Genomic DNA, 12,017 nt, shown 5'->3' with positions numbered 1-12,017 from the left:
CAGATGGCTTTGCCGAAAAAGCTTAACTTTCTGACTGCCAATTTATTTCTGTTACTATTGCAACAATTTTTGCTGGCAAGCTCAAGATAGCACGAATTGTCGAGTATTGGGCATGGGGTATGGGGCATTGGAGATTGGGTATCAGTCATTTTCTCTCGACTTCCTCATCTCCCCAGTCCCCAATTCCCCTACTCCCTACTCCCCACTTCCCAGCACCCAATCAACTAGCATCCGAACGCCGTAACCAGTTGCCCCTGCGCTGTTGTAGCCATTTTCTTTATCTGTCCAAACTGGGCCAGCAATATCTATGTGCGCCCAAGAGGTTTGTTTGACGAATTGTTTGAGGAAAAGGGCAGCAGTAATAGCACCGCCTGGACGCGGGCCTGTATTTTTCATGTCCGCAATACCTGACTTTAGCCCTTCAAAATATTTTTCTTCCATTGGCATCCGCCAAATCTTTTCCCCTGAAGTTTCCGCAGCTTTGTCGATCTGGGAGGCTACAGCATCATCGGGAGTGTATAAACCAGCAATATCATCACCTAATGCAATGACGTTAGCACCAGTTAGGGTGGCTAAATCAACGATCGCATCTAAGCCCAATTTGTCGGCATACACCAAGGCATCTGCTAGGGTCAAACGTCCTTCAGCGTCAGTGTTGTTCACTTCGATTGTTTTGCCGTTTGATGCGGTGAGAACGTCTCCGGGGTGCATGGCGTGACCGCTAATCATATTTTCGGCTGCCGCTGAAATAAAGTGAACTTCAACATCTGGCTTGAGTTGAGCAATTGCTTTTGCTGCGCCCAAGGTGGCAGCTGCACCGCCCATATCCATCTTCATGGTTTCGATGCCGCTACCAGCACCTTTAATGTTGAGTCCGCCGGAATCGAAGGTTACACCTTTACCAATAATTGCTAGTTTCTTTTTGGGTGTACCTTCTGGCTTGTAAGTCAGGTGAATGAATTTCGGTGGCAAATCGGAAGCTTGAGCTACTCCCAAAAAAGCACCCATACCTAACTTTTCGCAGTCTTCCCGTTCTAGAATTTGCAGTTGTAAACCGTACTCGTTGGCGATCGCTTGAGCAGTTTCGGCTAAAGTAATTGGTGTTACCGCGTTGGCTGGCGCTGCTACTAACTGCCGTGCCAAATTTACCCCAGAAACGATTTGATTGGCGCGGGTGATAGCGGCTTCTTGTCCACCGAATCCTAGTAAATCTATGGTTTTGATTTGTGAACCTTTCTCCTCTGGTTCTGATTTAAAGCGAATATCTTGGTAAAGTGCTAATTCGACACCTTCTGTGATCGCTTGGGCACTTGCCGCTGGATCGTTGTTCCATAATGGAAAACTAAATCCTAGAATTTTACTTTTTTGCTTTTTTCCTACCCTGGCTACAGCAGCAGCAGCGCGGCGCAGAGTATCTAGTTTTAGTGCTTCTGGTTTTCCTAAACCTACTACAATCAATTTCCGCACTGGGCTACCAGCATTTACACGGGTGAAGATTGTACTGTTGGCTTTACCTTTAAATTCTTCTTCGGTAATTAGTTCTTTTAAAACCCCGGAAAATTTTTGATCTAAAGTTGCCAGTTCTCCGGTTAACTCTACTGCATCTTCAAATAATCCAATTGCCAAACTATCGCCTGCCCACTCTAGCAAAGGCTTATCACTAGGTTGAATTGTCATTTTGGGATTTTGTGTAAATATTCCTTCTTGTACCAGTATTGCTCAAAATTCTTATTTCATGGTGAGGGGAGTTGGAATAGGTTATGGGGCATGGGGCATTGGGCATTGGGGAGGAGAGATCAGTAGCTATAATAATTTAGCGATTTGGTTATAAATAGCACTCGTTAACGAGTCCTTGATACTCATTAATCCACCTCAGAACTCCGTTAATGAGTCTTTGATACTCGTAAATGAAGCTATACACTTCACTCTTTTATCTCCTACGCAATGCCCAATCCCCTATTCCCTATGCCCCAATTGCATTTGTGTCAATGTCAAATTTGTTAGCGATCGCTTCTATTATTTCTTGCTCAACTGCTGTAATCTGATTGTCAAGCTGGGCAATTTTGTTACACTGAGCCAACAAGGGTATGGCAAAATCACGATTTAGCTGATTGAGCAATACATCTAAAGGCTGGGGTGATTTGATATTTTGAGCAATAGCATCTAACGATTTAGGACTAAGGTTTACAGCTTTTAATTCTGGCAAAATTTCTTCCCAAGTCTTTTCTGGATGACTAGCTAGGATCATGTGAACTAAAATTTGATCCATGAGAGCTTGTTGAGCGATCGCACTTTCTAGATACTTTTCACTTTCGGCTTTTAATGTTGCCAATGTCTGTGGCGATTCTAAGGAAGTTGATTCATCTAGTTTGGCTTCGTAAAATCGACAAGCAGCATACCCCAATGAATAGATCATCGTCGCATTTGAACTAGCTCCAATCACCGCACCCGCCAAGGGCACATTTCGCAGCAAGCCTAATCCCGCAGCTTTCAAAAGACGCCCTCCCCCCAAGGCCAACCCAAAAATTGCCAAAATTTCACCTTTACGGGCAGGATCTTTTAAATCTAGCCCATAGTCAGATGCAATTTGATAAAGCATTTCTGACTGCAATTTTGTTGTGGCTGTTAAATCAATTGCCAACAATGCCACCGCTACTCCTGGCAAAATACTAGTGGCTAGTCCAACTGTACCTGCTTGAGTTGCTTTTTCCACCATGATTCGGTGAGCAATCTGGCTAGGTGATTCATTGGGATACTTTTGCTTGAGCTTCTTTACCGAGGCTTCTGCTTTTTCCAAATCAACAAGGTCAGTATCACTAATTAACCAATTGAGATTTAATACTCCAGATAGTTTTCTGATCAGCCAATTTTCGCTAAGGCGATTCACAACCTGACCGCTGGTTTGAGTTGTTTGCTCAATTAACTTATGCGTTTCTTTCGCCGTCGCTTCTCCCACTCCGAATGCTGTGTCTAAAACTGCTTGACCAGTCTGAGCAACAGTTTTAATCAAAGACTCTAATACAGAAGGTTCATTTTCTATTGATGATTGAGCCTGGATTTTTACTTCTGAAGTTTCTCTGGGTGAATTAACTAATTTATTCACTTCTATTTCTTGGGGTTTATCTGCCATTGCTTGACACCATCCTGTAAAGCCTCTCTCTTTAAACTTGTAGCGAAAGGATGAGGGGCTTGACATCTCCCGAAAAGCACAACTTCATAAACTAGAGCAATAATTCCTGTTACGCTTTTAGGGAAGCTCGTAAGGCAATATCATTTTTTATATTGCTCCGTATGAATGTGACGTACCTATTAGCCCTACAACAAAATTTTTGTATAACAGATACGGAAAACCTTAAATCGGTTTTGTATTTGTAATAAGTTCATAAAGTCTAATAAAAACAAATTTATTGAATTTTAGCTATTATCCATTTGAGTCTTCGCATGAAAGTATTTATAAGTTGGTCTGGTAGAGTCAGTCATAAGGTTGCTAGTGTGTTACGTGACTGGCTGCCTTATGTAATACAGGCTGTTAACCCTTTTGTCTCTTCTGGAGATATTAACAAAGGCGAACGTTGGGGTGATGTGCTTGCTAAAGAGCTTGAAGATACAGAATTTGGGATTATCTGTTTAACACCCTATAACGTTAGAGCACCTTGGCTAAACTTTGAAGCAGGAGCATTATCAAAGTCTATTGATCGCTCATTTTTGTTACCATTTCTATTTCATGTTGAGCCTTCGGAACTACAAGGGCCTCTGTCACAGTTTCAATCCACAGTTTATGAAAAAGAAGATGTATTCAACTTACTATCCAGCATCAACAAGAAGTTGGGCACTGAGAGAAGGTTGGAGCATGAAATTCTCAGAAAAACCTTCGATGTTTGGTGGCCTGAACTTAAGGAAGCATTAGATAGAGTTGAGGAGAGTGAAGAGGGTGAAACTGAAACTGGGTATAAATGGTTATACACTCCAGGTGACCTCGGTAAAATTGAGGTAAATGCTGATTGCAAGTCAATTTGGGTTGTTACTCCTTCTCCCTACCAAGATTTACAAAATACCTGCGTCAAAAACGTGGTACAGAAAAATATAGGGCACGGAATAAGATACACATTTCTCGTCCCATCTTCCGATACAACAGAGGAAGCCAGGGAAACACTCCAGCACATTTTTTCATCACACTCTGAGCAACTCACTATAAAGGAAATCTCTCATCAAAAATTTCACAGTTTAGCTGCTACGCATTACCTTGTCTTGAATCCTGAAGACGAATATTATACCCTGAAGGTATTTCTTGAGTTACCGCTTAAACAGCGTGACTATTGGATAGAAGTGGACAACGAAGCAGCTTTCGACTTTGTTGCTCGTTTTCATAAGATGATAGAAGAGGAAATAACTATTTAGCAAAGTGTATTACTTAGCCTAAAGATGTGAGGCTACCTAACAAGCGGGCTTTTGAGAGCAAGCCTACCCATTTTGGCAAAAGAGTGATCGCTCGCTCCTCACCCTATCCTCTCACTTCTAGCCCTGTACCCATATCAGCTTTACTTTCTAAAAAGTCGTTATCCTTAAGAATTTCATAGAGATTAGTATCTTGCTCTAGCAAGCAAGCATGTCCACAATTGGGCAACACCACAATCTTGTTGTTTGGTATGATGTTTGCGATCCGCTGCACTTCAGTGACAGAAGGCAAAAGGCGATCGCTAGCCCCAGCAATCAACAAAACTGGTTGAGTTAAGCGACTTAACTGTTCCTCATCAACATGAAACTCTCGCAGTAAAGACAATCGCCAAAGAACGGTTTCTACCGGGACAGAACGCATAGTTTTCAGCAGATCGTGGCGATCGCTCCGAGAAATGCGTGGCAAAGATGCTAAAAACGGCAATAACCCCAGTGCGCCAACATCATACAATCCTGATGGCACTAAGTAAGTTAGTTGAGATGCCCAACTTAACCAAGGACGAAGCCGAAAGGATGAAGCTGGGTTAATTAGGATAATTCGCCTAAATAAGTGAGGTGTTTGGATTGCCACTTTCATTGCCAAGCAACCACCAAAGGACTCACCACACAGGTAAACTGGCCTGTTAGGGCTTTTTTCTAATTCGGCGTCGATCAAGTCCAGTACACTCTTAGTTAGCACATCCCAAGTGTTAAGGTCTTTCCGGGGGATCGCCAAACTGCGGACATCAAAGCCAGCTTCTAATCCAACGGTTTGCGATCGCAACAGTTGACCAGTTCCATCCATTCCTGGCAAATATACCAATAACGGATACTCTGGCTGTACTCGTTCAGGAGTCAGGAAACAAGGATTTAGCTCAACTTCTGGGATAGTCATTGGTCATTAGTCAGTAGTCAATGGTCATTTGTTAATGGTATAAAACTTTTGAAACGTTGATTGTCGGAACAATCAACATTTCACAATCCAAAATCTAATGGTTCTAATAGCAACCTTGACGCAGTAAATTGCTAATTTCGCTGTGACAGTGTTCCGTCAGTTCAGCCACAACAGTTCTGGCCTGTTTGCCATGATATTTTTTATGATGTTGGGGCGTAATCCAATAAGGACGACCGATTAATACGGCAACCCGGCGATAAATTACCAAAGGATGCCAACCACCTTGATTAAATAAAGGTTCTGAAGGGTCAAATACACTCAAAAGCTTTAAGGGAAAGCCAGAAGTGTTCACCTCTTCTAAGGAAGCGATCGCGATCGGCAAAATAGCTAAATCCTGCACATCAGCTCGCAATGCCAAATGAGCAAATCCTCGCTGAAATTCACCCACTTGGTTTGGCACAGTAAACTTCACCATTGGTTCAGTCCCTTCTGGAAATACTCCCACCATCTGCTTAGACTGCAATAGCATCTGTGACTGCGAAAAAAAGCTTTGCAGGCGTTTTTGAGTTTCCTCTAAAGGAAAACACCCCAATTGCTCGGTGACAATCTCCCGCATGATTGGCACTTGTCCCATATAGTGATGGCAAGCAAAGCGAATCGGACTCGATAACGCCGCCATTAAAATCAGTGCATCCATAAAGCTGCGGTGATTGCTGACTACCAACACGCTGGCATCTTGGGGAATGCGATCCTCATAATAGCGGAACATTTGCGTTGAGAGTGCCGCCACCAAAGCGTGAGAAATCTCTAGGGGGCTATTTCGACTCATACCTAATCAATATATTTTTCCGGTAAATATGGCGATTTATCTTAATTTAATTTTTACATTTCTTTACTATTGCCATTACCGTCTTAAGATAGAAATATCTAATCTGCAAAAGCAGCTAGATTTTTCGCATTCACGATTATGTATTCTTGAACACAAGAATCTCTAATAGAAACTATTCAAAAAAATTATGATTAGTTAATTTCCATCTTTGTAAGTAAAAATGAACTGAATTGATGCATATTACAAAACAATTTTCTACCTGAAAAGTTTGCTATATTAAGTTATTATGGAAAAAATGGTAATAATATTGTATAATCGCGTGGTTTTGCTGACACAGCTAAGATGTAAAACCTTTTAATAAGTTAATATTTATTTTGCATGAATCTAGTGAATAAAAAAGAATTGACATTTGCACTAACCACACCCCTATATTATGTAAACGATGTCCCCCATATAGGCAGTGCTTATACAACGATCGCAGCAGATGTAGTAGCGCGATTTCAGAGACTACTGGGGCATCAGGTATTACTAATTACAGGTACAGATGAACATGGACAAAAAATTCAGCGATCGGCAGAAAGTTTAGGGAAAGCGCCACAAGAGTTTTGTGATGAAATTGTCCCTAGCTTCGTTAGTTTATGGCAGTTACTAGACATTCAATACGATCGCTTTAGTCGGACTACTGCACCTCGTCATGAAGCGATCGTCAAAGAATTTTTTGAGCGAGTCTGGGAATCTGGTGATATCTACCAGGGACAACAACAAGGTTGGTACTGCGTATCCTGCGAAGAATTCAAAGAAGAACGGGATCTCTTAGAAGGACACCGTTGCCCGATTCATACTAACAAAGAAGTCGAGTGGCGAGACGAGCAAAACTATTTTTTCCGCTTATCTAAATATCAAAGTAAGCTGACAGAATTTTATCAATCTCGACCAGATTTTATTCAACCAGAAAGTCGACGGAATGAAGTCCTCAGCTTTGTAAATCAAGGGCTGCAAGACTTTTCCATTTCGCGAGTGAATCTAGATTGGGGTTTTCCCGTACCAGTTGATCCTAAGCACACCCTTTATGTCTGGTTTGACGCGCTGCTAGGTTATGTCACAGCATTATTAGAACCAGATGCAGAACCGACTTTAGCAAATGCTTTAAAAACATGGTGGCCAATTAATTTGCACCTAATTGGTAAAGATATTCTGCGCTTCCATGCAGTTTACTGGCCGGCAATGTTGTTGTCGGCTGGTTTACCATTGCCAGAAAGAGTATTTGGGCATGGCTTTTTGACCAAAGATGGTCTAAAGATGGGCAAAAGTCTGGGTAACACCCTTGATCCTGTGGCGTTAGTTCAGCGCTATGGTAGTGATGCCGTTCGTTATTACTTCCTTAAGGAAATCGAATTTGGCAAGGATGGAGATTTTAATGAAGTTAGGTTCATTAATGTTTTGAATGCAGATTTGGCAAATGATTTAGGTAATTTGCTCAATCGCACCTTGAACATGGTGAAGAAGTACTGCGCTGAGAATAATCTCCCATCAATCGGCAATGAAGCGATTCCTGACGAAAATCCTTTGAAAGCAATTGGTTTACGTCTAGGGGAACAGGTGAAACAAGCATACCAGGAGCTAGCTTTCAATCAAGCCTGCGGGGCAATCCTTTCACTGGTGCAAGCCAGTAATAAGTTTATTGATGAACAAGCTCCTTGGTCATTATATAAACAGGGACAGCAGGAGTCGGTGGAAAAGGTTCTTTACGCAGTTCTAGAATCAGTTAGACTGGCAGCTTATCTGCTATCCCCAATTATTCCGAAAATTAGTAGCGATATTTATCAGCAGCTAGGCTTTGGAATAAACTTTAACGATCAAAAACAAACTTCAGTTACCGCTCCTTTTGCCACCCATGCTATATGGGGGCTACTATCGAGCAAACAACAGTTGGGTACACCCCAACCGATTTTTAAGCGAATAGAACCCCCGAAAAACGATTAGTCCTTATCAAACTCTGATTTTGTTCAATTTCTTATTCTCTCAAAAAATTTATCGTGGCTCAACTTAAATTAGCCCCGGAACATTATCATAAGCCGCTGTGACTAGCATCTAAAAGTTGGTAATTTGTATCAAAAATAACAGGGATAAAAATTGAGGTATCACAACAATGTTGCATAATTTGGAAAACGATTCAATCTTTACGCCAGAACAGGTTTTGGAGAATCGGGGTAGAGTCGCCATATTCATTGATGGCTCAAATCTATTTTACGCTGCACTGCAACTAGGGATTGAAATCGACTACACCAAGCTATTGTGTCGATTAACTGGAGGTTCTAGACTACTGCGTTCTTTTTTCTACACTGGTGTAGACCGGACAAACGAGAAGCAACAGGGGTTTTTGCTGTGGATGCGTCGCAATGGTTATCGAGTCATTGCTAAGGATTTAGTCCAACTACCAGATGGCTCTAAAAAAGCTAACCTGGATGTAGAAATAGCGGTAGACATGATGGCGCTAGTAGATTCTTATGATACCGCAGTTTTAGTCAGCGGTGATGGGGATTTAGCTTATGCGGTAAATTCAGTTAGTTATCGTGGCGTGCGGGTAGAAGTGGTGAGCTTGCGTTCCATGACCAGCGACAGCTTAATTAATGTAAGCGATCGCTACATTGATTTAGAAGCCATCAAAGAAGATATTCAAAAAACTCCTCGCCAAAGCTATCCGTATCGACCGTTATCTGGTATCGGTTTTTTGGAAGACCCCAGAACTAGTGATGGACACCTAGAAATCCAAGAATAATGGCGTATCAATTTCATAAAAGAGGGAGATGGGGCAAGAGAAAAATTCAAAATTTCTCCTCCACTCCCTCCTTCCTTCTTTTACCTTTGACCTTTTTATTGGTATTTGGTTTAGTCGCCTGCGGGGGAAAATCCCCCCCAGTTTCCCAACAAAATACTCCGGGTTCATCCGATCAAGATAGCAATTTGACTTTCTTTGATGTCACCCTAGAACAAGCAGATGAAGTGGGACGACCAATTTGGAAAGTCAGGGCGAAAACCGCAAAATACACCAAAGAAAAACAAATTGGTCAGGCTGAGAGTCCTTATGGTGAGCTATACCAAGATGGCAAAGTAGTTTACCAAATCAAGGCAGATGTTGCAGATATTGAACAGGATGGGAAACAGTTGTTTCTTAAAGGTAAGATATTTGCCACAGACCCTAGTAATGGGATTGTGTTGCAAGGTAATGAATTAGAATGGCGTCCCAAAGAAGATTTATTGATTGTCCGCAACCAGATTAACGGTACTCATAAACAACTACAAGCAGTGGCGCAGGAAGCGCGAGTTAAAACCCGCGAACAGCGCATGGAATTTTCTGGAGGAGTAGTAGCAAATTCTGCTGATCCCCAGTTACAAGTCAGAACCGAGCATTTGATCTGGAATATTAAACAAGAAAAACTGATTGGCGATCGCCCCATACAAATTGATCGCTACAAAAATAATAAAATTAGCGATCGCGGCAAAGGAAATTCTGCCGAAGTCAACTTAAAAACAAAAATTGCCACTATTCAAAAGAATGCTCAATTAGAATTACTAGACCCACCAGTCCAAATAGCTAGTAACTCTATGACCTGGAACATGAACGCAGAAACTGCCACTACAAATTCCCCCGTGCGGATGTTCCACCGGATCGAAAATCTTACTGTGACCGCCAATCAAGGTGAAATGAAAATACCGCAAAAAACGGTTTATTTAACAGGTAACGTCAACGCCATTGGTCAGCGTCGCCAGTCTCTGAGATCCAATACACTAACTTGGTATCTAGACAATAAGTTAGTTGAAGCTCAGGGAAATGTGATTTATCAGCAAGTTGACCCACCGTTAAATTTTGCAGGTGAAACAGCCGTTGGTAATTTGCAAACAGAAAATATTGTTGTCAAAGGTGGCAGTTCTAGCGGTAGGGTAGTAACGGAGATTATCCCCCAAGAAAGAGCTAATCGTCAGTAGTCGAGTTAGGAAAAGTAGGAAGTAGATTAATACTCAGGTTATACCTCTGAGCCACAATATCAACCTTTGGCATACAGAAACTCTGATCACTGCGCGATCGCTCTTGTTTAACCCTCTTCTGTCACTCTCCGGTGTTAGCAAGTAGTAACTAAGTGAAATTATCCAGAAGCATAACAGGGTTTAAATTGATTCATTTCACTAATTAATTGATTGAATCCCAGCAATAAATTAGAATTTGGGAAAATATGTATCCAGGGATAAATCAACCAAAATAGTAAGAGTGGTTGGGCAATGAGACGCAGATTATTTAAGGTATTCTTCCATCCGCATTCATGGTTCCATTGTTGATGATTAGAAAAATCAATATCACTATTTTCTTGTACCTCAGTTTCAATTTGACGAGATTTATTTAAGCCTAACAAGGCTGAAGAATTTAAACTAATCATCGTATAAACACAAAAAATAATTTCCCACCCTTCGGGTTCGCCAGTCGCTGATGGGGGAAACCCCCAAGACCGCGCTGGCTCACCATCTCTCAATATGTTGAAAATTGGTGAAACGATAATCTGTCCAACCTAGTTCCTGTTTACACTGTCGGAAACCATATTCTACCCAGGTTCTTAATCCATATAAATCTCCTAAAATTTTCTTGAGATTACCTTGAAGATTTGTCATCACAAAAGAAGTAGAATTCTCTGGCATGGTTTCTGGATCAGTAGTTATTTCCCAGTAAGTTATGGCTCTTTTTTTACCATAAATTATTTCCCTAATGTATCTAGTTTCTGATTTTTCATTGCTAAATGTTCTGTTAAATTTACACCACTTATTCGCCCTAACGCTCTGCTCTGCTGGAAGCCAGACTCCATGATTACTTCTTATTGCTACGACATAATCTAATTTATATTCAGCTAGTTTTCTAATAAACTGGCTACTTTCACCATATAAGCTATCTGCTAGTACTAATTTAATATTAAAGCCTGATTCCATTAACTCAGCAATAATTTCTGATGCCAACTCTATTTTAGTTTTATATTTATCCTCTGCTTTTAGTGTCCCTTTCGGTTTGAATACTTTTACAGTTAAAGGAAATGTTATATTCGAGTAAACTCCATAAGCATTGACTGAAACTATCCCATTATCCATTTTCCCTACACTTCCTAGATATTGTCTTGCTACATAATCAGTCTTTTTACCTTTTTTTCTATCTCCTGTTTCATCTATTACTACTGTAATCGCATTTCCATCTAGTACTTTTTTGAGTTTATTTAATCTTCGTTGTTTTAATTTATCTAATGACCAATTTAAATTGGCTAGAAAATGATGTAATGATTGGGCGGAGTTTATACTTACAACTTTCGCTATCTCTGGCAATGATTTTCTTTTAATTTGTGACATTATTCCCAGATGTAAATATTTGAAGCATTCATAATTTCTTACTTCTTTAAACAGGTCTTTATACTCTGCACAATATTCATCTATGGTAGCAACTGTTGGGTGAGCATCTCTTGCCAAATGTTTCAAGATTTGTAATTCTACATCCATTGCCCTACTTACCTTTCAGGGTTTTATTTTTTTATTCTTTTATTCAGAATACCCAGAAAGTGACAGAAGAGGGGTAATAGGCGGGCATTGATGAGTACAAACTTAATGGAGTAAACCCTAAATCAGATGAATATATCCAAATGAAATTAACACGAATTAATTTATGTCATTAGGCATAAACTATTCTCAATCTATTGGATAGATGAAGCTTTCTATTAATTTATTTAAGCTTAATTGTATTACAGATGGATACTTGTTTTGTGTTATTAAGATTAATCTTCTGTAGTTGTGTTGAAATTTTTGTACTTAAAGATAAACAGAAAAATTTCG

8 protein-coding genes and 1 pseudogene are annotated in these 12,017 nt (G+C 40.6%); 4 read left to right on the top strand and 5 right to left on the bottom strand.

Annotated elements, in window-relative coordinates; all coding sequences use genetic code 11:
• Nucleotides 1–195: 195 nt before the first annotated feature.
• Both HWQ44_RS04285 and HWQ44_RS04280 read right to left on the bottom strand, forming a co-directional pair.
• Complete coding sequence (locus tag HWQ44_RS04285; protein ID WP_292715305.1) at nt 196–1,677, bottom strand: leucyl aminopeptidase; 1,482 nt, start codon at nt 1,675–1,677, stop codon at nt 196–198.
• A 286-nt stretch (nt 1,678–1,963) separates the two neighbouring features.
• Nucleotides 1,964–3,130, bottom strand: a complete 1,167-nt coding sequence (locus tag HWQ44_RS04280) for an EcsC family protein (RefSeq protein WP_292715406.1) — start codon at nt 3,128–3,130, stop codon at nt 1,964–1,966.
• A 362-nt stretch (nt 3,131–3,492) separates the two neighbouring features.
• Between HWQ44_RS04280 and HWQ44_RS04275 the strand changes: the two genes are divergently transcribed.
• On the top strand, nt 3,493–4,398 hold the full coding sequence (locus HWQ44_RS04275) for a hypothetical protein (RefSeq protein WP_335202608.1): 906 nt from the start codon (nt 3,493–3,495) through the stop codon (nt 4,396–4,398).
• Nucleotides 4,399–4,501: 103 nt separating this feature from the next.
• Here the strand turns inward: HWQ44_RS04275 and HWQ44_RS04270 are convergent, their stop codons facing one another.
• Together HWQ44_RS04270 and HWQ44_RS04265 are read right to left on the bottom strand one after the other, a co-directional pair.
• Nucleotides 4,502–5,329, bottom strand: coding sequence for an alpha/beta fold hydrolase (locus HWQ44_RS04270; RefSeq protein ID WP_292715299.1), 828 nt, complete (start codon nt 5,327–5,329; stop codon nt 4,502–4,504).
• 103 nt (nt 5,330–5,432) lie between these two features.
• Nucleotides 5,433–6,158, bottom strand: a complete 726-nt coding sequence (locus tag HWQ44_RS04265; RefSeq protein WP_292715297.1) for a 1-acyl-sn-glycerol-3-phosphate acyltransferase — start codon at nt 6,156–6,158, stop codon at nt 5,433–5,435.
• Nucleotides 6,159–6,536: 378 nt separating this feature from the next.
• Here HWQ44_RS04265 and metG point away from each other — a divergent pair, with 378 nt between their 5' ends.
• The 3 genes from metG (at nt 6,537) to lptC (ending at nt 10,145) form a co-directional block, all read left to right on the top strand.
• On the top strand, nt 6,537–8,141 hold the full coding sequence (gene metG, locus HWQ44_RS04260; RefSeq protein WP_292715294.1) for a methionine--tRNA ligase: 1,605 nt from the start codon (nt 6,537–6,539) through the stop codon (nt 8,139–8,141).
• Nucleotides 8,142–8,307: 166 nt separating this feature from the next.
• Entirely contained in the window at nt 8,308–8,937 is a 630-nt protein-coding gene (locus HWQ44_RS04255) for an NYN domain-containing protein (RefSeq protein WP_292715291.1), read from the top strand.
• Nucleotides 8,937–10,145, top strand: coding sequence for an LPS export ABC transporter periplasmic protein LptC (gene lptC / locus HWQ44_RS04250; RefSeq protein ID WP_292715288.1), 1,209 nt, complete (start codon nt 8,937–8,939; stop codon nt 10,143–10,145). Before HWQ44_RS04255 ends, lptC begins: the two co-directional genes overlap by 1 nt.
• Nucleotides 10,146–10,303: 158 nt before the next feature.
• On the opposite strand, the pseudogene HWQ44_RS04245 reads toward lptC, so the two are convergent.
• Nucleotides 10,304–11,687 (bottom strand): annotated as a pseudogene (locus HWQ44_RS04245) (IS701 family transposase).
• Between the last annotated feature and the right edge of the window lie 330 nt (nt 11,688–12,017).

The organism is Nostoc sp. JL34 (assembly GCF_017114945.1).
Classification (GTDB): Bacteria; Cyanobacteriota; Cyanobacteriia; order Cyanobacteriales; family Nostocaceae; genus Nostoc.
The sequence above is the reverse complement of the archived record's forward strand: the minus strand, read 5'-3'. Positions and strand labels throughout refer to the sequence as shown.

Coding starts and splice junctions, on each gene's coding strand:
- HWQ44_RS04280 (WP_292715406.1), bottom strand. CDS start 3,130: ATGGCAGATAAACCCCAAGAAATAGAAGTGAATAAATTAGTTAATTCA.
- HWQ44_RS04255 (WP_292715291.1), top strand. CDS start 8,308: ATGTTGCATAATTTGGAAAACGATTCAATCTTTACGCCAGAACAGGTT.
- HWQ44_RS04285 (WP_292715305.1), bottom strand. CDS start 1,677: ATGACAATTCAACCTAGTGATAAGCCTTTGCTAGAGTGGGCAGGCGAT.
- HWQ44_RS04265 (WP_292715297.1), bottom strand. CDS start 6,158: ATGAGTCGAAATAGCCCCCTAGAGATTTCTCACGCTTTGGTGGCGGCA.
- metG (WP_292715294.1), top strand. CDS start 6,537: ATGAATCTAGTGAATAAAAAAGAATTGACATTTGCACTAACCACACCC.
- HWQ44_RS04270 (WP_292715299.1), bottom strand. CDS start 5,329: ATGACTATCCCAGAAGTTGAGCTAAATCCTTGTTTCCTGACTCCTGAA.
- lptC (WP_292715288.1), top strand. CDS start 8,937: ATGGCGTATCAATTTCATAAAAGAGGGAGATGGGGCAAGAGAAAAATT.